22 protein-coding genes are annotated in these 25831 nt (G+C 47.6%); 10 read left to right on the forward strand and 12 right to left on the reverse strand.

Features of this window, described 5'->3' with window-relative positions; all coding sequences use genetic code 11:
- Positions 1–110: 110 nt before the first annotated feature.
- Together J5I83_RS01310 and J5I83_RS01315 are read right to left on the reverse strand one after the other, a co-directional pair.
- Positions 111–281, reverse strand: coding sequence for a hypothetical protein (locus tag J5I83_RS01310; protein ID WP_304052666.1), 171 nt, complete (start codon positions 279–281; stop codon positions 111–113).
- Between the two features lie 43 nt (positions 282–324).
- Positions 325–1140 carry an inositol monophosphatase family protein gene (locus tag J5I83_RS01315; protein WP_304052667.1) on the reverse strand — a complete coding sequence of 272 codons (816 nt, stop codon included), beginning with the start codon at positions 1138–1140 and terminating at the stop codon, positions 325–327.
- A gap of 52 nt (positions 1141–1192) precedes the next feature.
- Between J5I83_RS01315 and J5I83_RS01320 the strand changes: the two genes are divergently transcribed.
- The 3 genes from J5I83_RS01320 to J5I83_RS01330 all read left to right on the forward strand — a co-directional run bounded on the left by J5I83_RS01320 (position 1193) and on the right by J5I83_RS01330 (position 3076).
- On the forward strand, positions 1193–1918 hold the full coding sequence (locus J5I83_RS01320) for an RNA methyltransferase (RefSeq protein ID WP_304052669.1): 726 nt from the start codon (positions 1193–1195) through the stop codon (positions 1916–1918).
- 101 nt (positions 1919–2019) lie between these two features.
- Positions 2020–2145 (forward strand): hypothetical protein, encoded by a 126-nt coding sequence (locus tag J5I83_RS01325; RefSeq protein ID WP_304052671.1) that lies wholly within the window; start codon positions 2020–2022, stop codon positions 2143–2145.
- Positions 2146–2332: 187 nt separating this feature from the next.
- Positions 2333–3076: a CADD family putative folate metabolism protein gene (locus J5I83_RS01330; RefSeq protein ID WP_304052673.1), complete on the forward strand. Its 744-nt coding sequence runs from the start codon at positions 2333–2335 to the stop codon at positions 3074–3076.
- Between the two features lie 67 nt (positions 3077–3143).
- Here the strand turns inward: J5I83_RS01330 and J5I83_RS01335 are convergent, their stop codons facing one another.
- On the reverse strand, positions 3144–4058 hold the full coding sequence (locus J5I83_RS01335; protein ID WP_304052675.1) for a LysR family transcriptional regulator: 915 nt from the start codon (positions 4056–4058) through the stop codon (positions 3144–3146).
- 103 nt (positions 4059–4161) lie between these two features.
- Between J5I83_RS01335 and metE the strand changes: the two genes are divergently transcribed.
- The gene (gene metE / locus J5I83_RS01340) at positions 4162–6435 is read left to right on the forward strand and encodes a 5-methyltetrahydropteroyltriglutamate--homocysteine S-methyltransferase (RefSeq protein WP_304052770.1); all 2274 of its coding nucleotides are present in this window, start codon (positions 4162–4164) and stop codon (positions 6433–6435) included.
- Positions 6436–6776: 341 nt separating this feature from the next.
- Positions 6777–7196, forward strand: a complete 420-nt coding sequence (locus J5I83_RS01345) for a YqaA family protein (RefSeq protein ID WP_304052677.1) — start codon at positions 6777–6779, stop codon at positions 7194–7196.
- A gap of 44 nt (positions 7197–7240) precedes the next feature.
- Here the strand turns inward: J5I83_RS01345 and grxD are convergent, their stop codons facing one another.
- The 5 genes from grxD to J5I83_RS01370 all read right to left on the reverse strand — a co-directional run bounded on the left by grxD (position 7241) and on the right by J5I83_RS01370 (position 11560).
- On the reverse strand, positions 7241–7549 hold the full coding sequence (gene grxD / locus J5I83_RS01350; RefSeq protein WP_304052679.1) for a Grx4 family monothiol glutaredoxin: 309 nt from the start codon (positions 7547–7549) through the stop codon (positions 7241–7243).
- Between the two features lie 177 nt (positions 7550–7726).
- On the reverse strand, positions 7727–8572 hold the full coding sequence (gene prmC / locus J5I83_RS01355; protein ID WP_304052681.1) for a peptide chain release factor N(5)-glutamine methyltransferase: 846 nt from the start codon (positions 8570–8572) through the stop codon (positions 7727–7729).
- Positions 8573–8612: 40 nt separating this feature from the next.
- Complete coding sequence (gene prfA, locus J5I83_RS01360) at positions 8613–9692, reverse strand: peptide chain release factor 1 (RefSeq protein WP_304052683.1); 1080 nt, start codon at positions 9690–9692, stop codon at positions 8613–8615.
- Entirely contained in the window at positions 9689–10942 is a 1254-nt protein-coding gene (hemA, locus tag J5I83_RS01365; protein ID WP_304052685.1) for a glutamyl-tRNA reductase, read from the reverse strand. The genes prfA and hemA overlap by 4 nt, the downstream gene beginning before the upstream one ends.
- Before the next feature lie 126 nt (positions 10943–11068).
- A complete protein-coding gene (locus J5I83_RS01370; protein WP_304052687.1) occupies positions 11069–11560 on the reverse strand; it encodes a CreA family protein in 492 nt (163 codons plus the stop codon).
- Between the two features lie 899 nt (positions 11561–12459).
- On the opposite strand from J5I83_RS01370, the gene J5I83_RS01375 reads away from it, so the two are divergent.
- The 5 genes from J5I83_RS01375 to mgtE all read left to right on the forward strand — a co-directional run bounded on the left by J5I83_RS01375 (position 12460) and on the right by mgtE (position 18879).
- A complete protein-coding gene (locus J5I83_RS01375; RefSeq protein WP_304052689.1) occupies positions 12460–14316 on the forward strand; it encodes a ribonuclease catalytic domain-containing protein in 1857 nt (618 codons plus the stop codon).
- A 206-nt stretch (positions 14317–14522) separates the two neighbouring features.
- Positions 14523–15434 (forward strand): TonB family protein, encoded by a 912-nt coding sequence (locus J5I83_RS01380; RefSeq protein WP_304052771.1) that lies wholly within the window; start codon positions 14523–14525, stop codon positions 15432–15434.
- 81 nt (positions 15435–15515) lie between these two features.
- Positions 15516–16331 (forward strand): shikimate dehydrogenase, encoded by an 816-nt coding sequence (gene aroE / locus J5I83_RS01385; RefSeq protein ID WP_304052690.1) that lies wholly within the window; start codon positions 15516–15518, stop codon positions 16329–16331.
- Between the two features lie 93 nt (positions 16332–16424).
- The gene (mtgA, locus tag J5I83_RS01390) at positions 16425–17123 is read left to right on the forward strand and encodes a monofunctional biosynthetic peptidoglycan transglycosylase (RefSeq protein ID WP_304052691.1); all 699 of its coding nucleotides are present in this window, start codon (positions 16425–16427) and stop codon (positions 17121–17123) included.
- A 313-nt stretch (positions 17124–17436) separates the two neighbouring features.
- Complete coding sequence (gene mgtE / locus J5I83_RS01395; RefSeq protein ID WP_304052692.1) at positions 17437–18879, forward strand: magnesium transporter; 1443 nt, start codon at positions 17437–17439, stop codon at positions 18877–18879.
- A gap of 294 nt (positions 18880–19173) precedes the next feature.
- Here mgtE and J5I83_RS01400 read toward each other — a convergent pair whose 3' ends face one another.
- The 4 genes from J5I83_RS01400 to J5I83_RS01415 form a co-directional block, all read right to left on the reverse strand.
- A complete protein-coding gene (locus tag J5I83_RS01400; RefSeq protein ID WP_304052694.1) occupies positions 19174–22356 on the reverse strand; it encodes a CusA/CzcA family heavy metal efflux RND transporter in 3183 nt (1060 codons plus the stop codon).
- 32 nt (positions 22357–22388) lie between these two features.
- Positions 22389–23921, reverse strand: a complete 1533-nt coding sequence (locus J5I83_RS01405) for an efflux RND transporter periplasmic adaptor subunit (protein WP_304052696.1) — start codon at positions 23919–23921, stop codon at positions 22389–22391.
- Positions 23922–23924: 3 nt separating this feature from the next.
- Positions 23925–25178 (reverse strand): TolC family protein, encoded by a 1254-nt coding sequence (locus tag J5I83_RS01410; RefSeq protein ID WP_304052697.1) that lies wholly within the window; start codon positions 25176–25178, stop codon positions 23925–23927.
- Between the two features lie 304 nt (positions 25179–25482).
- The gene (locus tag J5I83_RS01415) at positions 25483–25815 is read right to left on the reverse strand and encodes a hypothetical protein (RefSeq protein ID WP_304052698.1); all 333 of its coding nucleotides are present in this window, start codon (positions 25813–25815) and stop codon (positions 25483–25485) included.
- Between the last annotated feature and the right edge of the window lie 16 nt (positions 25816–25831).

Below are 25831 nucleotides of genomic sequence, written 5' to 3' on the forward strand. Positions count from 1 at the left end.
CCGGTTTGTTACGGGTCTGCTTGGGATTGGGATTCTTCACCCAGCGCGTCACGCTGGCAATTCCCACGCAAAAATGCGCTGCCGCCTGCGCAATGGTAAGTCCTTCCTTCTTACGAACAGACAAAACTTTGCAGCGGCAACCGACCATGCACGATGATGCGCCCCTTGGTCAGCAGAAATTCTTCCCGCACCTGGCTCGCGACATCCCATCCTGCCTGTTGCAAGGTAGGGGTGATGAATTTGGTGCAAATATTGCGTTCAGAGAGCTGCTTTTTGTTCATGGCTCAACTCTCTTGCTTCTTTTCACTGCTATGATGCAGTGGATTAGCGGTTAGCTGCGACCAGCTGAGGCGTTAAGTGCGGCGCGATAATTTGCAGCAGTTGCACGAAAATCTTGGGATTGCCTGCGACAATTTGCCCGCTCTTCAAGTAATTTTCGTTGCCTTCCAGATCGCTGACCATGCCGCCTGCTTCGAGAATAAGCAGGCAACCTGCGGCGATATCCCAGGGAGACAAACCGATCTCCCAGAAACCGTCATAGCGCCCGGCGGCGACATATGCCAGATCGAGTGCAGCAGAACCAGGACGGCGGATGCCAGCCGTTTTGGGGATGATATCTTTGAACATGGCCAGATAAGGTTCCAGGAAGGAAAGATCACGGAACGGAATACCTGTGCCGATCAGCGAATCAGCCAGCAGAGCGCGTTTGCTGACGCGGATGCGTTGATCGTTGAGATAGGCGCCACGGCCACGGCTGGCGGTAAACAATTCATTGCTGACCGGATCATACACCACTGCCTGCGACAGGATACCTCGATGCAATAACGCAATCGATACTGAATATTTAGGAAAACCATGCAGGAAATTGGTGGTGCCATCCAGTGGATCAATAATCCACTGGTATTCCGACTTTTTCGCGTCTCCGCGATCACCGCTTTCTTCTGCTAAAATCGAATGGGTAGGATAAGCATCCAGCAATACTTTGATGATGGCTTCTTCAGCCGCACCATCTACTTCACTGACGAAATCGCTGTGTGATTTGCGCGAAACTGTCAAAATATCGAGATTTCGTGAGGCCTGATTGATAATACTGCCAGCACGGCGCGCGGCTTTTACCGCGATGGTAAGCATTGGATGCATTTTATTTTTAAAACCAAGAAAGATAAAGAATTGAAAGAAGCGTAATTTTAATATGAATCGCCCCTCTCCGCTCGATAATGTCCGTATCGTACTAAGTCACACCAGCCACGCCGGCAATATCGGTGGTACTGCAAGAGCAATGAAAACGATGGGATTAAGCGCGCTGTACTTGGTCAATCCTAAATCCTTTCCGGACAATGAGGCGGATGTACGCGCCAGCAATGCGCGCGACATTCTCGAGCAGGCGTGTATAGTGACCAGCCTGGAAGAAGCGTTGCATGAGAGCGTGCTGGCGGTAGCGATGACCGCCCGCACGCGCGATCTCTCCCACCAGACGCTCGATGCCAGGCAAGCTGCCAGGGAACTCCTGGTGCATGCAGCACAGTCGCCAGTAGCGCTGGTTTTTGGCAGGGAAAGCTCTGGTCTGACCACAACTGAAATCAGCAAGTGTCAACTGACGGTGCATATTCCGGCCAATCCCGCTTATTCTTCGCTCAATCTGGCCGCTGCCGTACAAATCATGGCCTACGAGTTGCGCATGGCATTTACCGAAACAACTCCCCTGCCCTCACGGCAATCAGCATATCAGTTGGCCAGCTTCGATGAGATCGAGCTGTTTTACCGGCATCTGGAACAAGCTATGATTGCGAGTGAATTTCTTGATCCCAACCAGCCTAAGCGCCTGATGCAGCGCATACGCCGCATGTTTGCCCGCACTCAATTGGAAAAGGAAGAAGTCAACATATTACGCGGCATACTTAACGCCTTGCAAAAATAACAGGCACTGCAACATTTTCCAGGCGTTACTCTTGGCAAGAAACGCTTACACCGCTTATAAAATAACCATCATCGCTCTATTTCAGGAACAACGAATCCTCAGTGCATGATCTTAACGAAATCGCTATTATTCACGCCGTATTTTCCTCGCGCCGCAGCTTGTTGCAGTCAGTACGAACCCTGATTGACTATCTGGCACAGCGCTTTGCTGTACTGGTCGAAGACTAGCCTGGCAAGCAGATCGCACCAGATCAGTGCACTAACAGATCGTTTCACCGTTAGGGACATCAAGTTGAGATTGGCGCAGTACCACTGACAGCAAAAGTTTCGTTTGAATTGACTTAGCTCGGTTATTTAGCGATGATTGTGCCTGGTATTTCTTCATCCATCACTGATTAAAAGAAAAGGAACAACCATGACAGCGAATACAATTTTTAAACACAAAATCAATTCTATTATTAGCAACAAACACTTATTGAAACATCCCTTTTACATCGCGTGGACTGAAGGCAAACTGACCAAAGAGCAGTTGCGTCACTACGCAGAACAATATTTCTATAACGTACTGGCTGAGCCGACTTATCTGAGCGCCGTGCATTTCAACACACCGCACATTCATACCGAATCAAATAGTGGTGATATCAGTGTACGCCAGGAAGTACTCAAAAACCTGATCGACGAAGAACATGGCGACGGCAATCATCCAGCTTTATGGAAAGCGTTTGCATTTGCCTTGGGCGCAGACGACAAAAGCCTGGCCAATGCTCCTGCCCTGCCTGAAACAGAAAATCTGGTGTCGACATTCCGGGATATCTGCCTGAATCAACCTTTCTATGCCGGTCTCGCCGCGCTACACGCATTTGAGTCACAAGTCCCTGATATCGCTGCAGTCAAAATTGATGGACTGGCCAAATTCTATGGTATGAGCAATCCAAAAGATTACGAATTCTTCTCGGTGCACCAGAAAGCAGATATCTATCATTCACAAGCAGAATGGGCGATCATCGAACGATTTGCTGATACGCCAGAAAAACAGGCTCAAGTACTGGCAGCTACGGAGCGGGCCTGCGACGCATTGTGGAAATTCCTGGATGGCATTCATGAAACCTATTGCGCCAACCTGATCTGCGATCAAGAAGCCGCTGTCACTGTGCATTAATTAAATACAGAGGGATGGATAAATCATTTTATCCATCCACATCCGTCACCATCCATCCTTGTTGCCTTCATTTAAGCGGAACAATTCCATCTAACGTAGCAAAGCATTGATCCCGGCTCGTTGTCAGAAAATCCTGTAAATACGGGAGAGATGCAGTTTCTTTACGTGTCGACACGAACAAATCGCTCCACAAACCATTGGCACTGATGTGCCGGGCGATGACATAATCATGATCGACGTAACTCTTGATTCCCCAATTGGGCAACGCCGCGATGCCACGGCGGCTCGCCACCAACTGCAAAATGGCAACAGTCAGCTCGGCTGTCCGCCGTTGCCATACTATGCCCGCTGGCATCAGTACCTTGCTGATCAAATCGATACGCTCTTCGGGGACAGGGTAAGTGATCAGGGTCGCATTAGCAAAATCGGCTGCCTCCAGAAAGCGTTTTTTCGCGAACTCATGCCCGGGCGCGAGCACTGCCAGAATCTCGAAACGAAACAAAGGGTGATGCACGATATCCCGCTGCGGTTTGTTTTCTGATCCAATAACGATATCCGCTTCGCCCTGTTTGAGCAGGTTGATCGGATCAGCGTGAAATCCGGAAACCAGATCCAGCTCCACTTCCGGCCAATGTTCACGAAAAATGTCCATAATCGGCATCAGCCAGTCGAAACAGGTATGACATTCAAGGGCGATGCGCAAATTGCCTGCCATGCGTTGCGAGAATCGGGCGAGATCACGCTCAGCTGCCTGCACCTCCAGGATAACCTTTTCTGCTAGCAGGACAAGGCGTCTTCCCGCCTCAGTCAGTTGAATGGCATGCCCCTGCCGTTGTATCAACGGCAATTGATAATAATCCTGCAATGCTTTGATCTGATGGGAAAGCGCCGATTGGGTAAGGTGCACGCGCTTGGCGGCGAGCGATACGCTACCCGTTTCCTGGAGTGCGGTCAAAGTTCGGAGATGACGTAACTCAAGCATATATTAATTATTTTCATAATTATTGAAAAAACTTTCATTTGATTCATAGTTTAGCATGCCACACAATGATTGCTCTCTCAATACAATAAAACGAATAGCAATCATGGCTTTGACACATAATCTGGGGTTCCCGCGGATAGGCGCACGCCGGGAGCTAAAACAGGCACTGGAAGCATATTGGCGCCAAGACATCGATGTAAAACAGTTACAACATCAGGCAAAAGCCATTCGCGAACATCACTGGCTTGCGCAAAAGGAAATCGGCATTGATCTGATTCCCGTCGGCGATTTTGCACTGTACGATCATGTGCTCAACATGACCGCACTGCTTGGCGCAATACCCGAGCGTTTCCATTCAAATCAAAATGAAACCATACTCGATACGTATTTTGCCATGGCACGCGGTGCATCGCATCAGCCCGCAATGGAAATGACCAAGTGGTTTAATACCAACTACCACTACATTGTGCCGGAGTTCAACAAACGCAGCCAATTTCAGATAACTTCAGAGCAGTTGTTTGACGAAATCGCCGAAGCCCAGACACTGGGAATTACACCCAAGGTGGTGCTGATTGGACCATTGACCTACTTATTTCTGGGCAAGGAAACCGACGCAGATTTTAACCGCTTGGATTTACTACCCCGCTTGCTGCCTGTTTATCAAGAAATTCTGACTAGAGTCGCATCGCTTGGCGTGCAATGGGTACAAATGGATGAGCCATTTTTGGCATATGATCCGACGGAAATCTGGTTAGAGAAGTTGAGCGAGGCTTACACAACGCTGCAAGGAAGTGGCCCACGCGTGCTGCTGACAACCTATTTTGATGCCGTCGATAACCATGCGGCAAAGCTCAAAGCCTTGCCTGTTGCTGGCTTGCATCTCGATCTATGCCGCGCACCCGATCAGCTCAACGCCTTTCTGACCGATTACCCCGTTGATAAAGTGCTGTCACTCGGCATCATCGATGGACGCAACGTATGGCGCGCCGATCTCTCCCAGGCATTGGCAACCTTGACCCAAGCACAAGCTATTTTAGGAGAACGATTGTGGATCGCACCAAGCTGCTCGTTATTGCACTGCCCCGTCGATCTTGAGCTGGAAACCCGGTTGGATGATGAAATCAGAAACTGGCTAGCTTTCTCGGTACAAAAACTCAACGAAGTTGCATTGCTTGGGCGTGGCCTGAACCAGGGAGAAGCCTCCATCCAAGCAGCATTGGAAGAAGCTGCTCATGCCAGGCAGTCAAGGCAGCAGTCTAGCCGCATACATAATCCGGTCGTGCAAGAGCGATTGCGCAGACTAACCCAGCGCGATTGCCAGCGTAACCATCCGTTTGCGCAGCGGCAGTCTTTGCAACGGCAGCATTTTCAATTACCACTACTGCCAACCACCACCATTGGCTCGTTTCCGCAAACAACCGAGATTCGCAAAGCGCGAGCCGCTTTCAGAAAAGGACAGCTCAACCATTTGGACTATCTCAAAGCGATGCGTGCTGAAATTCAGAATGTCATCAAGCAACAGGAAGAAATCGGCCTCGACGTGCTGGTGCATGGCGAAGCCGAGCGCAACGATATGGTCGAGTATTTCGGAGAACAGCTATGGGGATACGTTTTTACCGAACATGGCTGGGTACAAAGCTACGGTTCACGTTGTGTCAAACCACCCATCCTCTATGGTGATATTTACCGCCCAGAAGCGATGACAGTCAACTGGATCGGTTATGCCCAAAGCCTGACCAGCAAACCGGTCAAAGGCATGCTGACCGGTCCCGTCACCATGCTGATGTGGTCATTCGTGCGCGATGACCAACCTTATGCAGAGACTGCATTGCAGCTAGCCCTTGCCATCCGCGATGAAGTAAAAGATTTGGAGCAGGCAGGAATTAGCATGATTCAGATCGATGAGCCTGCTTTCCGCGAGGGGCTTCCGCTGAAAAAATCAGCTTGGGCTGAATACCTGCAATGGGCGGTAAAGGCATTTCGCATTGCGAGTTCTGGCGTAAAAGATGAAACTCAGATTCATACTCATATGTGTTACTCGGAATTTAACGACATCTTGCCGGCAATTGCCGAAATGGACGCGGACGTCATTACCATTGAAACCTCGCGTTCACGCATGGAATTGCTGGATGCATTCGTACAGTTTGCTTATCCCAATGAAATCGGACCGGGTGTGTATGACATTCACTCTCCACGTGTCCCGGACACCAATGAGATGCTGGTATTGCTGGAAAAAGCGCTGCGCCACATCCAACCCCAGCAATTATGGATCAATCCAGACTGCGGCCTGAAAACACGAGGCTGGCCGGAAACACAAGCCGCATTGGAAAAAATGGTCAATGCCGCACGCATCCTGCGCGATAGGTTCGCTGTTTGATCTTCATCAGCGGCTGCCATATGCAGAGGGAAAAACATGCCGCAACTGACAACCCGCTGGGGCTTACACTCGACATGAATCAATAGCTGAAAACGAGTATTGATTGAACAAGCTTCTGAGTCGTTCTGCAGAAATAACAATGTTGCGACTCATTCCTCTTCAATCATCGAAATGAGCGAGCAGTCACTTTGCGTTAGGCATTATAATTTGCCTCTACTAGAATTAATGGTTTGGAAACCTACGAATCAATCTTCAAATAACTTTATTTATAAGCAACTTTATTATGCTCTCTGGTAAACTAGGGAGCATAAGCAAGTCATTATTCAATCTTCAGCATTATCATGGATGAACAATCAAGTCTGCTGGCGTTGTTTACCAGTAGTTTCCTGGCTGCTACTCTGCTTCCCGGCGGTTCGGAGGCGGTGCTTGTCGGTGTGCTCATGACTTATCCTGAGCTGTATGCAGCGGCCTTAGGCGTGGCAACAGTCGGCAACACGCTAGGAGGGTTGAGTTCTTATGTGATAGGTCGTCTTTTGCCAGATGAAAAAGCAATGCATAGCAAAATCGGCAGTAAATCCCGTGGACTGGAGTGGACGCGCCGTCATGGCGCGCCGATACTCTTTCTTTCTTGGTTACCCTTGATCGGTGATGTACTGTGTGTCGCTGCAGGCTGGCTACGCATCCATTGGCTTGGAGCTGTTATCTTCATTGCTGCAGGGAAATTTACACGCTACTGGGTCATTGCCAGCGCAATCAGTTAGCCCCCCTCTTAATCGCTGGGGGTAACTGACCATTATCTGCATTCTTATTTCTCTAATAATTTCTGCAGTTCTCCACTTTGATACATGTCAGTCATGATATCTGAGCCACCGATAAATTCACCGTTCACATAAAGCTGTGGAATAGTCGGCCAATTAGAATACTCTTTGATTCCCTGACGAATTTCCGGCTCAGCCAGCACATCAACCGTGAAAAAGTCTTGAACACCACATGCATTGAGTATCTTAACGGCATTGGCAGAAAACCCGCATTGCGGAAACTCGGGTGTACCTTTCATGTATAGCACTACCGAATGGGAATTGACTTGTTGCTCAATCAGTTCATTTACGTTCACGTCTTAATATCCTCCTTAAATGATTATCTTGAAAGTTAGTTCTGTTATTGGATAACGAAGCAACACTATGGTTCTCTTTCTTATCAGGAATTATTGCGGTATCTCACGATAGAGTCAGTGGTCTCGGAAAGACACTCCTTAGTCATATTCTAGCAGCTAGCTTGTTGCTAGCAGCAGTTAGCTTGTTGCTAGCGGACGATCATAATGTTGCCCACCGCTCACGCGTAATATTCCCGCCAAATCTAGGTGAGAAAAAATGTTAATGAAATTGGATTCTGCCAGCAATTGCTGGCAAATAGCGGCTTGATCGTAACCATGCTCCAGCAACAACTCACCTCCTGACACAAGAAATTGGGGAGCGTTTGCGATGATCTGGCGGATACATGCCAAGCCATCACCAACTGCTGTCAACGCCAGACGCGGCTCAAAGCGTAAATCACCCTGCTCCAGATGCGGATCTCCATCGGCCACATAAGGGGGATTGGAAACGATCAGATCGAATTTTTCCTGATCAAGTCCATCGAACCAGCTTCCTGCAAGCATCCGTACATTATCTACCTTCAGTTTTTCTGCATTCAACCGGGCGACTGCCAAGGCATCTGGTGAGAGATCGACTGCGGTAACATGCGCAAGCGGCCGGTGCTTCGCGATCGTGAGCGCGATTGCGCCACTTCCAGTACCCAAATCGAGAATGTTGCACGCTTGATTCACTGGAATGCGTGATAAGGCAAGCTCTACCAGTAATTCTGTTTCCGGTCGCGGAATCAGCACGGCAGGCGTGACTTTAAACGTCAAATCATAGAATTCGCGTTCACCGATAAGATAGGCGATCGGCTCCCCTGCAATCCGCCTTGCGACCAGTAACTGGAAAGAATCAGCTTGCTCGTGATTCAGTACAAAGTCTGAGTAAGCAGTAAGAAAGACGGTATTTATATTTAGCACATACTGCAGCAGCAAACGCGCCTCTATGTCATCTATCTGACAACGCGCGCCTTGCAGTGCACGTGCAATGGTAAGCTGCATATTGCACAACCACTATGAAGCGGTTATTCCCTTCTATTCGTCACTTTTCCATCAAGGATGCGAGTTGTTCTGCTTGATGTTCTGCCATTAGTGCCGAACAAAGCTCATCGATATCTCCATCCATGATTTGATCCATCTTGTACAGCGTGAGATTGATACGGTGATCTGTTACCCGTCCTTGTGGAAAGTTATAGGTGCGGATCCGCTCCGAGCGCTCTCCGGTTCCCACCAGTGATTTGCGTGTTGCCGCTTGTTCTGCCTGCTGCTCACGCATTTGCTTATCAAGAATCCGGGCAGCCAATACGCTCATTGCTTGTGCCTTGTTCTTATGTTGAGAACGGCCCTCCTGGCATTCGACCACGATGCCTGTTGGCAAATGGGTAATGCGTACAGCCGAATCCGTTTTATTGATATGCTGGCCACCTGCACCGGATGCTCGGAACGTATCGATTCTCAAATCAGCAGGATTCAGCTCAACCCCGGTAATTTCATCTGCCTCTGGAATAACTGCCACGGTACAGGTCGAAGTATGTACTCTTCCCTGGGTTTCTGTCACAGGCACCCGTTGCACGCGATGGCCACCCGATTCAAACTTGAGCCGGGAATAAGCACCATAGCCGATAATCCTGGCGATGATTTCCTTGTATCCACCTACATCAGACGGGCTTTGCGAAATGATCTCGACTTGCCAGCGCTGGCGCTCAGCGAAGCGCGTATACATACGAAACAGGTTCCCTGCAAACAAAGCAGATTCATCCCCTCCTGTGCCAGCACGGATCTCTAAAAAAATATTGCGCTCGTCACTAGGATCTTTGGGCAATAACTGCTTCAGTAGTTCGGTTTCAATTTTCTGAAGTTTTTCTTTCCCTGTCACAATTTCAGCATCAGCAAAATCACGCATTTGAGGATCTGCACTCATCTCGCGCGCGGTTTGAATATCCAGCTCGGTCTGATGATGGGCCTGATATAGCTCGACTACTGGTACAATCTCGGCACGCTCGCGCGTAAGTTTGCGATAATTATCCAGATCAGCCGTGATCTTCTCGCTACTTAATAGCTGATTCAATTCCTCCAGCCGCACACTCAAACGAGTGAGCCGGTCTGTAATACTTTTATTCATTGTGGGTAGTGTAGTTGATATAACCGATTGATCAGCTCGACCAGCTTATCCCGCTCATCATCGGCGGCATGATTCAGTATACTGGAAGGAAGGTGTAAAAATTTATTGGTCAGCCCATTACTGAGCAATTCGAGTATTTTCTCTGGATCTTCGCCTTTAGCCAACAGCTTCTGAGCACGCGCCAGCTCATGCCTGCGAAACCGGTCGGCCTGATCGCGTAATGCCCTGATGGTCGGAACCACTTCACGCGTTGCCAACCAACGCATAAAATCGATCACATTAGATTCAATAATGGTCTCAGCTTGCGCCACCGCACTGAGACGTGAATCCAGTCCCTCCTTAACGATATCCGCCAGATCATCCACATAATAAAGAAAAACATCGTCCAGCTCTGCAACTTCCAGCTCGACATCCCGGGGTACAGCCAGATCGACAATAAAAATAGGCCGATGTTTGCGGATCTTGATAGCGCGCTCCATCATTCCTTTACCCAGAATCGGCAGTGGGCTCGCGGTACAGGTAATCACAATATCGTGCAAGGCTAGTTGCTCGGGTAATTCACTGAGTGGAATAGGTCGCGCATTAAAGCGCCGCGATAAAACCTCGGCCCGTTCAACCGTGCGATTGGCAACCGTAATCCGTTTAGGACGCCTGGCAGCAAAGTGGCTGGCACAAAGCTCGATCATCTCTCCCGCACCAATAAACAGTACATTCTGTTCACTGATATCACCAAATATCCGTTCCGCCAGGCGAGCCGCCGCCGCCGCCATTGATACGGAGCATGCACCGATTTCAGTAGACGTCCGCACCTCCTTTGCTACAAAAAAAGTACGTTGAAACAGCTTATGCAGCAACAAACCTAGCGTACCTGCATTCTCCGCTGATTTGATCGCGTTTTTCATCTGACCGAGTATCTGTGGTTCGCCCAGCACCATGGAATCCAGTCCACTGGCAACCCGGAAAGCATGCTTAACTGCCTGCTCACGGGGTAATTGATAAAGAAAAGGATCTAACTCACGTGCAGGTAAGCGATGAAAATCTGTGAGCCAGTGAATAGCCGCATCAGGTTTTTCAGTGCTACAGTATATTTCGGTACGATTACAAGTTGAAACGATCGCTGCTTCTTTAACTGCATGATGTCCCACCAGATCATGCAAGGCATGTTCCATTGTATCTTCTGAAAATGTAACCTGCTCACGGATGCTGAGCGGCGCCGTATTATGATTGATACCAAAAGCAAATAGCTGCATGAGAGATGATCTTTAAATGGCTAAAAATCGGAAAAGCGTAATTATAGCGAAAGTTTAAGCACCATCAACGAAACGAATATACTTGTCATACATTACTCCTTCCTACCTAAGCTCGAAATAATCAGACTAACGCCACGACATAATCGGAATGGTTGAGATACTGTTTTTAGGCGATCCCTCAATGATTCTATCGCTATAGGCCAGATAAACCAGCACATTGCGTTTTGGGTCGTAAAAACGTACCACCTGCAATGTTTTAAAGAGTAATGAGGTACTTTTCTTGAATACCTCCTTGCCATCTCTCTGACCATTCTTTATATTTTCTGGCAGCTCTATCGGACCCACCTGACGACAGGCTATGGACGCATCAGCCGTGTCCTCAGCGACTCCTACCGTACCACTAATGCCACCTGTTTTTGCCCGGCTGAGATAGCAGGTAGCGCCAGCAATCTCCGGATCATCAAATGCTTCAATGACAATTTTATCATTAGCACCCAGTATCTTGAATTTGGTGGACACACTGCCGATCTGCTCAGCCGCTAAAGGCGAAGCAAACAGCAGTAGTAAAATAAATATAGAAAATCTGGTTTGTTTTAAAATAGTTAAGAGACAACTCATTGCACGACCCTCCATTTTCATCATGCTCTCATCACGACTCAGTTGAGCTTTTAATCCAACATCTACTTGCAGCATTAGATGACAGAAAGCAGTAAATGTTTAGTCATACCTATTGACAACCAATACAGCTGCATTGCTCACTCAAAGCATTGCCAAATTCACCTCTCCACTCCCGGGCAAGCTCAGACAAGAGTATCCATATGAATGGACAGGAATTTTAGCGCGCATCTCCTGACGATAAAAGTGTTTTGTGAAGTTAATCACTCTAATACGCAATATTATGAAAAATATCACTTTCTTATTCCACTGCAGAATTGATCCAGACTTGCGCTAGCTCAGCAATAAATCGAATAGCTCGAGCCAATTTGCTTATTTATTATAGATAAAGCAATAGAGCAGAAAAATAATCCGAACCTAAACTTTACAGCAAAGCATTTGTCTTGAGTAATGATAAAAAAAATATATCAATCTATGCTTATGTACGTGTACGCTCGTGCTGTAAGCAGAAAAACGAAGTGGCGCAAGGTAAGTAAACTATAATGAGCAAGGAATTGCCATTTAACACTACGGGATTGAATCTGAGCATATCATTCTAAAAACAAGGATTGCGTGTCATGCAGCACAACAAGGCAGGCGCAGTGCGTGCGTACTTTTTCTGATCTCTCAATCTTTATACTAGTCGCGCTGGATTTAGTCTTTTTTCTGTTTTGTATTGCTATTACAGCACGCAGAAACAAAGCGATTGCTCTGATATTTATAAAAAATTATATTTAATAATCATATTGTTAAACATGATAGCATGTATAATCAATTTAACTCGATTAATGAATGAAATTCTGGCGATCTTTGCGTCAAGGATTCTTGTCAAATTCCTCGATCTCGTCTGAAAGGATCATTCCGTGAACGTTTTTTATGAAGAATCTGGTATTTTTAAGGTTGGCGCTATTCTTGCTGACAATACGACTTCCTTGCAAGTAGAAGCATCGCACGGCAAGCGCTCTAAAATCAAGGCTTCATCGGTGCTATTACGGTTTGAAGCGCCGCCCTTGTACGAATTTATGCATCAGGCACAGCAAGTTGCCGCCAATCTGGATACTGATTTCCTCTGGGAATATTGCGCAAATAGCGAAGAATTCTCGAGCTATACTTTAGCCACCGATTACTTTGGGCACTCACCTAGCCCGGTCGAGGTGGCGGCAATCATGATCCTGCTGAACAGCGCCCCCATGTATTTCTACAGAAAAGGACAAGGGCGTTATAAAGCTGCTCCGGCTGAAGCATTACGAGCAGCACTTGCCAGTCAAGAAAAAAAACGGCTGGAAGCAGAGCAACAGGCTCGTTATAAGCAGCAGTTGAGCACCTACGTGCTACCTGAGGAATTCAGACCACGATTGGACGAGTTGCTATATAAACCAAACAAAAACACCATAGAATGGAAAGCGCTTGATTCCGTCTGCATTGCAACCAAGCTCAGCGTTCCCAAATTATTAGCAAAATGTGGCGCTATACCCTCTACACACGATTATCACTTTAATCAATTTCTGCGAGAGCATTTTCCTGAGGGAACCACCTTTAACCTACACGAGACGGATTGTGTATTTAACGATCCTGAAAATTTGCCGATAGCTAACGTGGCAGCATTTAGTATTGACGATGCCACCACTACTGAAATTGACGATGCTTTCTCAGTCACACCGCTTGCCCTGGGAAGCTTCCGTATTGGCATCCATATCGCTGTACCGGCCTTGGGTATTACGCCTGGCTCACTTTTAGATAAAGCTGCTGCAAAACGCCTTTCGACTGTCTATTTGCCTGGTAGAAAAATTACCATGCTTCCTGAGAAAACGATTCACTTCTATACTCTCAGCGAGACACGATTGTGTCCGGCAGTTTCACTCTATCTGGATGTAGCCGACGATTTTACTGTTACAACTTGCCAAAGCCGCTTAGAAAAAATCAAAATCGTCGCCAACTTGCGTCACGATACCTTGGAACAACAGTTCAATGAGGATACGCTGAGAAAAAATCTCACAAATTACTCTTTTGCCCATGAATTGTATTTACTGTGGAATTTTTCCCGCAAAATGGAAATACTGCGTGGCAAGGAAAATGACATCAACAATGAAAAAATTGATTATAACTTCGTCGTCGAGCAAGATCACATCACCATTCAGGAACGTCGGCGCGGTTCACCGATCGATAGAGTCGTCTCTGAATTAATGATTTATGCAAACACCGAATGGGGCAAGCAGCTTGCTGATGCTGGCGTTGCGGGAATTTATCGTAGCCAGAATGGGGGCAAAGTAAAAATGAGTCTTTCTCCAGCGCCCCATCAAGGCTTAGGTGTCGCGCAATATGCCTGGAGCACGTCGCCGATGCGCCGTTACGTAGACTTAATCAACCAGCGGCAGCTGATCGCATTACTGATGGATACAGCACCGCCTTATTCTAAAGACAGCGATGAATTGTTGATATCGATGCGGGATTTCGAACAGGTTTATAGCGTATATAGCGATTTCCAGCGCGCCATGGAACGCTATTGGTGTCTACGCTGGCTACTACAGGAAAACATTCAAATAACCAGCGCGCAAGTCATCAAAGAAAATTTGGTAAAGCTTGATCGCATCCCTTTGATCGTGCGCGTACCCTCATTACCAGATATTTTACCGGGCACACTTGTTAAGCTAGAAATATCCCAAATTGATTTAATTGAATGCACCTTGAACGCACGATTCCTTCATAAGGAACAAGCTTGAAAATATATTTTTCGATTATGAAATACACTTCATCAATCACCCATTGTTCCCCCTTCAGAATAAGTGAAAATGAAACTCCGCTAAAATTTGCAGCGAATATCTTAAATGTATCCAACTATCGGAATATTGCGCAGCAAGCGCTTATTTGATCTGGTTAAGTTTAGCTATCTGTTACTCGCGTTACGATGTTAAATTACAGCCTTACGATGCCACCTCCTTGGTCATCTTATCAGCCCAAACGTTTCTACATCGCAGTTCTGATCTCACTGCTCCTGCACGCCATCATCCTCTTGGGCGTCACTTTCAAGCTACCGGAACCTCCTTCCAAACATACCGCGAAATCACTGGAAGTTGTTCTGGTTAACAGCAAATCTGAGCAAAAACCCATCGATACCAATATATTGGCACAAACTAATCTGGAAGGAGGCGGTAACATTGATGATGACCGGCATGCTAAATCGCCGCTTCCGGTATTACCACAAACCAAACCATTAGTTGATCTTGCTCAAGCAACCCAAAAAACAAAACAACTGGAAGATGAAGTCAAGAAACTTATAACTGCCGCCAAAAGTAAACCACGCGTTGTCCAACCCGCTCCTCAACCAGAACAATCTGAAAACGGGCCCACATCGCCCAAACCTGCTGAGCCCGAACCTGCGTCTCCTTTAGATAGCACAGACTTATTACAACGCAGTCTTGAAATCGCTCGCTTGGAAGCTCAAATTGCCAAAGAATACGAAGAATATCAGAAGCGGCCCAAGCGCAGGTTTATCGGCGCACGCACAAAAGAATATCGTTTCGCTCGCTATGTGGAAGACTGGCGGCTCAAAGTCGAACGTATCGGCAATCTGAACTATCCGGAAGAAGCCAGAAAGCAGAAGCTTTATGGCAGTCTGCAGCTGACTGTTGGCATACGATCCGATGGTAGTCTTGAGTCCATCGGTATCGATCGTTCCTCAGGAACAAAGATTCTCGATGATGCAGCCATACGTATCGTCAGACTAGCGGCACAAAACGGTTTTGCGCCCTTTCCACCTGAGATAAGTCGTGACACGGATATTTTGCACATTACCCGTACCTGGGTATTTGCACGTTCAGAAAAATTGCTCAGCGAATAATCTCTAAATTACAGCAACTCATTGACTTGACCGCCATCCAGCGTTTTATTCTCCAACCTATTTTACAAACGAGCTTATCTTATGCCTGATTTTTATGCTGTGATTGGTAATCCGATACGCCATAGCAAATCGCCGATCATCCATATGGAATTTGCCCGGCAAACCCAGCAGGATATGCACTATGAGGCTATTCTAGCGCCACTGGATGGTTTCGAGGCGGCAGTTAGAACATTTCAGCAAAGTGGAGGCAAGGGAATGAATGTCACTCTCCCGTTCAAGCTGGATGCTTATGCAATTTCAACTCGCCTAACAGATCGGGCAACTGCCGCACAAGCAGTCAATACCCTTAAATTTGACGAAAACCATGGCATCCTTGGCGACAACACTGATGGCGCCGGATTGATTCGGGATATCGAGGTGAATCAAGGTGTTACCATTGTCGGTAAAAGTGTTCTATTAATGGGCGCAGGCGGCGCTGCCCGTGGTGCCATTTTACCGCTGCTGGAACGCAAACCATATCTGCTTGCCCTCGCCAACCGCACCAAAGAGAAAGCACAAGTGCTACAGAAGCAATTCTCTTCACACGGCAATATATTATCTGGTCATTATCAGGACATTGCTGGAAAGAACTTTGACATCGTTATCAATGCCACATCAGCGAGTCTTCATGGTGAACTGCCTTTTTTACCGACAGGTATTTTTAACAAAGCATCCCTTGCTTACGACATGATGTATGGCAAAGAACTGACGCCATTCTTAAAATTCGCCCGGCAACAGGGTGTGGATAATCTGATAGATGGCGTTGGCATGCTGGTCGAACAGGCTGCAGAATCTTTTTTCATATGGCGTGGCATCAGACCTGAAACGAGGAGAATCATTGAAATTTTGAAAAAATAGCCAATCACAAACCAAAAGTACTCCATCCATTAAGCTCAGAGTATCAGTCACTCAATTTATACTGCACACATGATCTAATTGCGCACGAGATACATGGCAAAATTACTCAAACGCTGGCCATGGCGGCTGTCGCTGCTCGCTAGCTGTGCTGCCCTGCTCTATCTAACATGGATACTTCTCCATATTGTTTACTGGAATACTTACAACCCACGTACCAGTGCGTTCATGCAGAGTCGTCTGGAAACTTTAAGGCAACTTCATGCTGACGCTACAGTACGCCATCAATGGGTAGCTTATGAGCATATCTCCCCCCATTTGAAACGGGCCATCATCGCTGCGGAAGACAGCCAGTTCATGAAGCATAATGGTTTCGATTTTCAAGCGATTCAACATGCGCTTGAGAAAAATATCAAGCAAGGCGAATGGGTTGCCGGTGGCTCAACCATCAGTCAGCAACTTGCAAAAAATTTGTTCCTGTCAGACCAGAAAACGGTTTGGCGTAAATTTGAAGAAATGATCATCACCATCATGCTCGAGCACATGATGCCCAAACGCCGGATACTGGAAATTTATCTTAACATGATCGAATGGGGCCATGATGTATTTGGTGCAGAAGCAGCAGCCCTTCATTACTTCGGCGTATCGGCCTCGGGCTTGTCTGCCAGGCAGGCAGCGTTTCTTGCCTCAATGATCCCTAACCCACGCTATTATGATCGAAACCGCAAGACACAGAAGTTACTGAAGAAAAGCAATATCATACTCAGCCGCATGCCTTTAGCCCAGATCCCATGAGATAGATCTCATCCAGCAGTCGATTTCCTGGAAGTTTATCGGACCTGGCACATCGCAACCTTGCCACTGCACTGTTAACGCTCTTCTATTCACATTCTTCTATTTCTGCTAGTTGGCTTAATAGGCCAGACTGGGTTAACATCCCCCCCTTTCTTTTGCTTTTGTTTCATGAATAACAAATCTGTAAAAACAGACGCTCATTCCTGTGATATAACAAAAAAGACAATATTTGAATCACTCTGTCTGGCAGCTGACAGGAGCTGATTTCCTGTTTGTTTATTATGACAACCCTTCTTCTACTGGATAATCTGCCATGAGTGAAGATAATAATCACCATGAAAATGAAGACTTGCAAAGTAAACTGGAGCGAATAATTTATTTGCTCCGCAAGTACAGGCTGGTAGAAGGATTGGTGCGTCTGCAAGATTCACCACGGCAAGAACTGGTCGAATCCGTTATCCAGAAACAAAATCTGGCGAGCATTCAGAATGTGCTCGAAAAGCTTCACCCAGCTGATATCGCACATATTCTGGAAACATTGCCACTGGAAGATCGCCTCTTCATATGGGGTCTGGTCAAGGCGGAAAATGATGGAGAGGTACTGCTTGAAGTATCCGATGCCGTGCGCGAAACGCTCATTGCTGATATGGGCAGCAGCGAATTGGTGGCAGCAGCCGAACAGCTTGATGCAGATGAAATTGCCGATCTGGCACCGGATTTACCCAGCGAAGTCATTGAGGACGTATTCCGGGCACTGCCTCTGGCAGAGCGAGAGCAGCTGCGCGCTGCCATGTCCTACCCAGAAGACTCCGTGGGTGCGCTCATGGATTTCGACGTCATTACGATACGAGAAAATGTCAGACTTGAGGTGGTATTGCGTTATTTACGGCGCTTGGGTGAATTACCAGACCATACCGATCAGCTGTTTGTCGTTGATCGCAATGAATATCTTAAGGGCGTGTTGCTGCTGAATCAGCTGTTAGTCACCGATCCTGAGGTCATGGTCAGCGATGCGATGACCAAAGAAATCGCTAAATTTCACCCTCATGACAAAGCACAACAAGTAACCCAGGCTTTTGAACGCTACGATCTTGTTTCTGCCTCAGTGGTTGATGTCGATGGCAAATTACTTGGACGAGTGACCGTTAACTCAGTCATAGATTTCATCCGGGAAAAAGCCGAAAGTGAAGCACTCAGCCAGGCTGGCTTGAGTGAAGAGGAGGATTTGTTTGCGCCAATCTGGAAAAGTGTCAGGAACCGATGGGCATGGCTTGCCATCAATCTGGTGACGGCTTTCATTGCCTCACGTGTCATTGGCTTGTTTGAGGATTCCATCGAAAAACTGGTTGCACTGGCTGCGCTCATGCCGATCGTAGCAGGAGTCGGCGGCAATTCTGGCAATCAAACGATCACCATGATTGTTCGCGCGATTGCACTCGGCCAGGTCAGTACCGACAGCACTCTCAAACTGATTGGCAAGGAAATTGGTGTCGGCCTGGTAAATGGCTTAGTATGGGGCAGCATCGTTGGCTTATTCACCTATCTCATTTATCAGAATATTTCGCTTGGCCTAGTCATGGCTTTGGCCATGGTGCTAAACCTGCTGCTGGCTGCGCTGGTGGGAGTGCTTATTCCATTGACACGTAAAAAATTGGGTCGCGACCCAGCCATTGGCTCCAGCGTCATGATCACTGCTGTCACCGATAGCGGTGGTTTCTTCATTTTTCTGGGGCTTGCCACGCTGTTTTTGTTATGAGCAATCCATAATCTTGTGCTTACATTTTCCGGGTTTCCACAAAGCTCCAATCGACTCTACGCCCTACGCCAGTTATTTTGTATTTTGGGAAAGTAAGAAATTACTTTATGAGATGCTCCAGTTCTTTGATTAAATTTAGGGTGCGCGTTGACTCGATATATTTTTTGAAACAGTTTATTACCCTTTCTTTCATATTTGTATGGATATCTAAATATTATCCATGTTATCTCCTTATACTTTAAGGTAATTGCTTAACTTAACTATCATTATATTAAACTCCTTTTGATCGACAAATCATAACTGTGTGGTAACTGGATCCATATCTGTCATTTTTGGCTGATAAATCCATTGATAAAGCACCGGCAGAACCAGTAACGTCAGCGCCGTGGAAGATAGAATACCGCCAATCACCACAGTGGCGAGTGGCCGTTGCACCTCTGCGCCGGTACCGGTGGCAAGTGCCATCGGCACAAAGCCAATTGCAGCCACCAGCGCGGTCATCAAGACGGGACGCAAGCGGGTAAGTGCGCCTTGCTGGACGGCATCGTTCAAGGCCAACCCCTGTTCACGTAAATTACGAATAAACGCCAGCATCACCAGACCATTCAATACTGCCACGCCGGACAGCGCAATAAAACCTACGCCCGCAGAAATGGACAACGGGATATCACGTAACCATAACGCCACCACACCTCCTGTCAATGCAAAGGGCACGCCCGTAAACATCAATAGTCCATCACGGAAATTGCCAAACATAGTATAGAGTAAGAGCAGAATCAAACCGAGTGCGACTGGAATCACGATTTGTAAGCGCTGCGCAGCGGAAATCATTTGCTCGAACTGTCCGCCCCATGTCAGCCAGTAACCACTGGGGATGCGTATTTTTTCAGCAATCAGCGTTTGCGCTTCGCTGACGAAAGAACCCAGATCACGTCCACGCACATTCGCGGTCACAACTACTCTCCGCTTGCCATTTTCACGGCTGACCTGATTGGGTCCCTGAGTAATTTGAAAATTAGCCACTTCACCCAGCGTGACATATGCAGGTGTAGCGGCCGTTTCAGGCATACTTTCCATCCCGACAATATTGACCACAGGCACACCAATCGGCAGACGCTTGAGTATTTCAATATCACCTCGTAAATGTTCAGGCAACCGCACTTGCAAATCAAAGCGGCGATCGCCTTCAAAAATAAGCCCAGCGCTGCGCCCGCCCATTGCAATCGCAACGACATCCTGCACGTCACTCACATTCAACCCAAACCGCGCCATCTTTGCCCGATCCATTTGGATGGAAAGCACGGGCAGGCCCGTGACTTGCTCAACCCTGACATCCGATGCGCCCGGCACAGTGCCTAGTAACGCTTCAATCTGCTCGCCCACCTCGAATAGCGTATCCATGTCATCACCGAATACTTTTACTGCAACATCCGCCCGCACGCCCGATATCAATTCGTTAAAACGCATTTGTATTGGCTGGGTAAATTCATAGTTGTTACCGGGTACTTTCAGAATCAATTCTTCCATTGCGGCAATTAATTCTGCTTTAGTGCGATAAGATCCGCTCCATTCTGCTTGCGGTTTAAGCATGATGAAAATATCTGCCACGCTTGGCGGCATGGGATCAGTGGCAATTTCGGCGGTTCCGATCTTGGAAAACACCTTGTCTACTTCAGGAAATGACTTGATGGTCTCTTCCAGTTCGTTTTGCATTTCAACTGCTGTCGTCAGGCTGGTACCAGGGATACGGATGGCATGCAGCGCAATATCCCCTTCATTCAGACTGGGGACAAATTCACTGCCTATGCGCGTTGTCAGCAAGCCTGAAAGGATCACAATAACCACAGCAATAGTGACCGTCAAGCCATGATTACGCATCGCTGCGATCAGCATGGGCTGATAAACACGCTTGGCCCAGATTACCATGGGACTCTCTTTTTCTGTCACTTTGCCGGAAAGGAAAAGTGCTACGGCCGCCGGCACAAAGGTGATGGAAAGAACCATTGCGCTAAGCAGCGCGGTCACGACGGTAAAAGCCATGGGATGAAACATTTTGCCTTCCACCCCCGTCAAGGCGAAAATAGGAAGATAAACAATGATGATAATTAGCTCACCATAAATCAGTACGCGGCGCGCTTCCTTGGTTGCATCAAACACCAGCTCAAGGCGTTCGGAAAGCGTTAGCGCCCGTCCCAGCCGGGCCTGCTCATGCGCTAAACGGCGAATACTATTCTCGACGATAACAATGGCCCCATCCACGATAATGCCAAAATCAAGCGCCCCCAAGCTCATTAGATTAGCACTGACATGATTGGTTACCATTCCACTAAAGGTAAACAGCATGGAAAGTGGAATAACCAGCGCAGCAATCAAGGCAGCACGCAGATTTCCCAGAAATAAAAGCAACACCACGATGACCAGTGCTGCACCTTCTAGCAGATTAGTAGCCACGGTGTGTATCGTTTTGTCTACCAAGGTAGTACGATCATAAACAGGCTTGGCTACAACGCCTTCTGGCAAGTTACGATTGATTTCAGTCAATTTCCTGGCGGCCGCCTCAGAAACGATGCGGCTATTCTCGCCAATCAGCATATGCACTGTACCTAGCACCACCTCCCGCCCGTTTTGGGTAGCAGCCCCTGTACGCAATTCCTTACCGATCAGAATATCCGCCACGTCCTTGACGCGTATCGGGATACCCTGGCGGGAGCCAAGCGTGATATTGCCAATTTCATCAAGATTGGCGACCTGCCCTGGTAAACGCACCAGATATTGCTCGCCGCTTTTTTCGATATAGCCGGCACCGACATTGAGATTATTACGCTCCAAAGCGGTGAGCACATCCTGAATCGTCAGGCCGTAAGCAATCAGCTTTTCGGGATAAGGCGTAACATGAAACTGCTTGACGTAGCCGCCAATTGAATTCACTTCGGTCACACCTTGCACCATGCGTAGCTGGGGCCGGATGATCCAGTCCTGGATTTCCCGCAAATCAGTGGCTGTATAGGCGGCGCCATCCGCTTTGCGGGCGCCTTTCTCGGCATCGACCGTCCACATGAAAATTTCCCCCAACCCAGTCGAAATAGGTCCCATCACGGGCTCTATTCCTGCCGGCAGCCTGCCTTTAGCTTCCTGAATACGCTGACTGACCAATTGGCGCGCAAAATAGATATCGGTTCCATCCTTGAAGATCACTGTCACTTGAGACAATCCGTAGCGGGACAGTGAGCGCGTATAATCAAGATGAGGCAGGCCGGCCATAATGGTTTCAACCGGAAAAGTGATGCGCTGCTCCACCTCAACCGGCGAATAACCCGCTGCTACCGTATTAATCTGCACCTGGACATTGGTAATATCGGGCACGGCATCAATCGGCAACTGCTGGTAGCTGTAAATACCTACCGTGGCCATCAGCAGCACTGCTGCCAGGACCAGGCCGCGATGATGAATGGAGAGATGTAAAATTCGTTCAAGCATGTTTAATCACTCCGCCTAGATGACTGCTCAAACTAGTGATCATGGGTTGCGCCAGCTTTACCCAGCTCAGCTTTGATGGCAAAACTGTTGCCGGTTGCATATTTTTCCCCGGCAGACAATCCCTTGAGCACTTCAACCATCGTGCCATCGCTGCGGCCAAGCTCCAGCGGACGCGCTTCGAAATAATTGCCATAGCGGCCAAATACAACTGACCAGTCACGAAATGTTTGAATTGCTTCTACCAACACAGCCACGGGCACTTGTATTTCTTCTGCCACCAGTTCGGCAGTCACAAACATGCCAGGCCGCCATCTCCCATCATGGTTATCCAGCTCGACACGCGCTGTCGCAGCACGCGTTGGCCCACCAATCAACGTCGTTACGTATGTGACGGTTCCCTCTCCTTCCACATCAAATGCAGTTGCTTTAATTGCTGCTTGCTGCCCTACTTTAACCACATTCAAATCTTTTGGATAAACCGTGATCGCTGCCCACACTGTCGACACATCGGCAATCGTAAAAATCGCTTTATCTTCTTTTACTGCTTCTCCTAGAACGATTGCTTTCGCAGTGATAATGCCTGGAATCGGCGCACGAATTTCATAACGGGAAAGATTTTTTCCCGAATGAGCAGACTCAGGACTTACCCCAAGCGCGAGCAACCGCTCGGATGCAAGCTCCAGCGCAATACTGGCTTCATCCCATTGCTGCTGTGCCGTTAGATATTCCTGCTTGGCAGTAATCTTTTCTTCCCATAATTGCTTTTCACGTTCATAGGTAGTTTGCGCCAGCGCTAATCGCTTGCGTGCAATGAGATATTGGCTGCGCAAATCTGCCAGCATGGGACTCTCGATAATCGCCAGGATCTCGCCTTTCTGCACATGCTGGCCATGATGGCGCTCAACCGCAATCACCATGCCTGGCATGCGCGGCACAACCTGCAAGATGGTGTGTTCATTAAAAATGATTTCACCAGGTAATCTGAGCGTTGGTTTAATGATTGCTGGGATAGCAGTAGCAATTTGAACCCCACTGCTTTTCAAGGTCTCGTCTGACATTTCTACGCGGGCCTCAACTTGGCTATAACCCCAGCGGAAAGTGCTGCCATTCCACTCCGCGACAATCGCCAGATCAAAAGAATGCGGTTCTTCTACTTCCTGATCGCCAATCAGATAATCGCTTTCGGGCGTAAAGCGGAATAACTGGGCGGGTGCGCCAAGCCGCGTCAATGTAATACCAACATTGGCTTCAGTGGGTGGAATCAATTTGCCTTTATGATAAAGATAAAGTCGAAATTGGGGCGCTACCCCTTTTTCAAAAATAGTCACCTCCACACTAAAATCATCTGCCGTAAAAAGCTTTCCTCCTCTTGGCCCTTGCGCCGGTTGATACCGATCACTCCCTCCTCGCTCCTGCAAAGCAGAATCAATGACAAATGGCGCCTCCTTATCACTTGCTACATCACGCACATCAGATGGACGATTTGCCGGCGTCAGGATGATTATGCCTACGATAATGCCGATGATAATGACAGTAATGATGGGCGCCCATCGTGTTTTCTCCATTGCCTACTCCTTATATTCCTGGTTGCCGTCAGATTGGCGTGTGCTGTTCATGCCAAGAAGACCATCGAGTGGCGCTGCAATTAAACGCTCGATTTCATTGATCAAGCGCTGATAATTAGCAAGCGCGCGCACGTACAAAACTCGGTTCTGAAACAAGGCGCGCTGCGCATCTAGCATTTCCAGGAAACTGAATCTGCCTAACTCATAACCTCTATTCGCCACTTCAAAAGCACTTCTAGCCCCCGGCAGCACCTCGTCATGCAATAACTTAATCTCATTCTGCGCTGCCAGTAATGACTGATAAGCACGCGTCAGCTCCGTTCTGAGCAGCAAATCTACTGTCATCTGCTCATCCTTAGCCTTGTTCAAACGCTGATAAGCTTCCTGCAGATTACCCTGATTTCGGTCGAATAATGGAATGGGTATGGATAAATTCACCACAGCAGTGGTATCTTCCGATATCAAGTAACGCCTTACCCCACCTCCCAGCGTCACATCAGGAATACGCCGCGACTTTTCAAGTTCGATCAATGCTGCACGATGCTCGACATTTTTTACTCCACGCTGCGCCAAGGGATTATTCAGAATGTGATGCTCAAGTACTTCAAATGCTGGTATCAAAACAGTTGCTTCAAGATCTCCCAGTACTTCGCCAAATTGTGGGATAGCACTGCCCCACAAAAGTGACAATTGCGTCCTGGCTGAAGCAAGATCCCGTCGTGCTTGTTCGAGTTCAATGGTTGCCGTTGAAAGCGCGACTCTGGAGCGCGTTTCTTCAATAGGTGGCGCTTTACCTGATTCAACTCGCTTATAAGCTGTATCCACCACTTTCCGGGTCAATTGTAAAGTTTCCTCTGCCACCCGCAACCGCTCTTGTCCTGCCAATACATCGATAAACGTATTGGCTGTTCTTGCAATCAGCTCTAGTCTTTTTACTTCATAACTTTTATCAGCCAGCTCCTGACCTAGTGAAGCAACATCCATGCGGGCACGACGCTTTCCGCCGAGCTCAATCAGCTGACTAATACGGAAAGTGGTAAAACGCTGCAGCGCCGGGTTAGAGGAATTAACATCTTCTGCCTCAACTGTAAAATCAGGATTTCTGAACTTGCTGGCCTGAAGTTTTGTTCCTTCAAAAGCGAGTATCTCCTTAGAAAAAGAAGCAAGTTCAGGATTGTTTTGCAACATAAGCGCCAACACATCGCGCAAGGTTAAATTGGCTTCCTTGCGAAGTAACAGCTGTGCTGACTGATTCATATTCAAATCTAGCGAATCAGAATTTGCCTCTGCCCGGAACGGGTAATAAAAAAATATCAGAAGCAGTATTAAGATTTGCATCTTATGCAGCAAACATGAACATAATAGCGCGCCCTGTGATTTAAATTTCATTGCATCCTCTGCAAAAGCATTAAATACTTATAGCTTGTGCTCATAATGATGAGCACATTACCAGCATTGTTGAATTAAGCTAAATCTACACCGCAAGAGATACTTACTTGCATAATGATGCGTATAACTACCGCCAAAAAAGTACTGCTACAAGTGTGACCTAACGATTCAACTATAAAGTGGCAGAAATGCTTCGAGGAGGACGAAATGGAGAATCTGGAATAGATTCAGGGATAATGTCAGAAACAAATACCATCAAAATTTCTGTTTCAGCAACCGAGGCCAATATCGACAACGATGCGTTCACAAAAAAAGGCTGATATTGCCCGGCTGCATGAAGACATAAATGCGTTGCCGCATCCAGCTCACCGCTATCACCCAGGGCATGATGCAAATCAAGATGCTTCTGTGGATCAGCAGTAAATAAGGCAGCATGATAGTGATGATCCAGTTCATGAGCGAAGACTTTGTCATTAAACGACCAACCTAATGTATTCGTGAGCATACTCACAAGAAAAATC

The organism is Nitrosomonas communis (genome assembly GCF_024102715.1).
Taxonomy (GTDB): Bacteria; Pseudomonadota; Gammaproteobacteria; order Burkholderiales; family Nitrosomonadaceae; genus Nitrosomonas; species Nitrosomonas communis_B.

What these genes read in the sequence shown, in the direction of transcription:
- J5I83_RS01310 (WP_304052666.1), bottom strand. Translation starts at nt 281, where the DNA reads ATGAACAAAAAGCAGCTCTCTGAACGCAATATTTGCACCAAATTCATC.
- J5I83_RS01315 (WP_304052667.1), bottom strand. Translation starts at nt 1,140, where the DNA reads ATGCATCCAATGCTTACCATCGCGGTAAAAGCCGCGCGCCGTGCTGGC.
- J5I83_RS01320 (WP_304052669.1), top strand. Translation starts at nt 1,193, where the DNA reads ATGAATCGCCCCTCTCCGCTCGATAATGTCCGTATCGTACTAAGTCAC.
- J5I83_RS01330 (WP_304052673.1), top strand. Translation starts at nt 2,333, where the DNA reads ATGACAGCGAATACAATTTTTAAACACAAAATCAATTCTATTATTAGC.
- J5I83_RS01335 (WP_304052675.1), bottom strand. Translation starts at nt 4,058, where the DNA reads ATGCTTGAGTTACGTCATCTCCGAACTTTGACCGCACTCCAGGAAACG.
- metE (WP_304052770.1), top strand. Translation starts at nt 4,162, where the DNA reads ATGGCTTTGACACATAATCTGGGGTTCCCGCGGATAGGCGCACGCCGG.
- J5I83_RS01345 (WP_304052677.1), top strand. Translation starts at nt 6,777, where the DNA reads ATGGATGAACAATCAAGTCTGCTGGCGTTGTTTACCAGTAGTTTCCTG.
- prmC (WP_304052681.1), bottom strand. Translation starts at nt 8,572, where the DNA reads ATGCAGCTTACCATTGCACGTGCACTGCAAGGCGCGCGTTGTCAGATA.
- prfA (WP_304052683.1), bottom strand. Translation starts at nt 9,692, where the DNA reads ATGAATAAAAGTATTACAGACCGGCTCACTCGTTTGAGTGTGCGGCTG.
- hemA (WP_304052685.1), bottom strand. Translation starts at nt 10,942, where the DNA reads ATGCAGCTATTTGCTTTTGGTATCAATCATAATACGGCGCCGCTCAGC.
- J5I83_RS01370 (WP_304052687.1), bottom strand. Translation starts at nt 11,560, where the DNA reads ATGAGTTGTCTCTTAACTATTTTAAAACAAACCAGATTTTCTATATTT.
- J5I83_RS01380 (WP_304052771.1), top strand. Translation starts at nt 14,523, where the DNA reads ATGCCACCTCCTTGGTCATCTTATCAGCCCAAACGTTTCTACATCGCA.
- aroE (WP_304052690.1), top strand. Translation starts at nt 15,516, where the DNA reads ATGCCTGATTTTTATGCTGTGATTGGTAATCCGATACGCCATAGCAAA.
- mtgA (WP_304052691.1), top strand. Translation starts at nt 16,425, where the DNA reads ATGGCAAAATTACTCAAACGCTGGCCATGGCGGCTGTCGCTGCTCGCT.
- mgtE (WP_304052692.1), top strand. Translation starts at nt 17,437, where the DNA reads ATGAGTGAAGATAATAATCACCATGAAAATGAAGACTTGCAAAGTAAA.
- J5I83_RS01400 (WP_304052694.1), bottom strand. Translation starts at nt 22,356, where the DNA reads ATGCTTGAACGAATTTTACATCTCTCCATTCATCATCGCGGCCTGGTC.
- J5I83_RS01405 (WP_304052696.1), bottom strand. Translation starts at nt 23,921, where the DNA reads ATGGAGAAAACACGATGGGCGCCCATCATTACTGTCATTATCATCGGC.
- J5I83_RS01410 (WP_304052697.1), bottom strand. Translation starts at nt 25,178, where the DNA reads ATGAATCAGTCAGCACAGCTGTTACTTCGCAAGGAAGCCAATTTAACC.
- J5I83_RS01415 (WP_304052698.1), bottom strand. Translation starts at nt 25,815, where the DNA reads ATGCTCACGAATACATTAGGTTGGTCGTTTAATGACAAAGTCTTCGCT.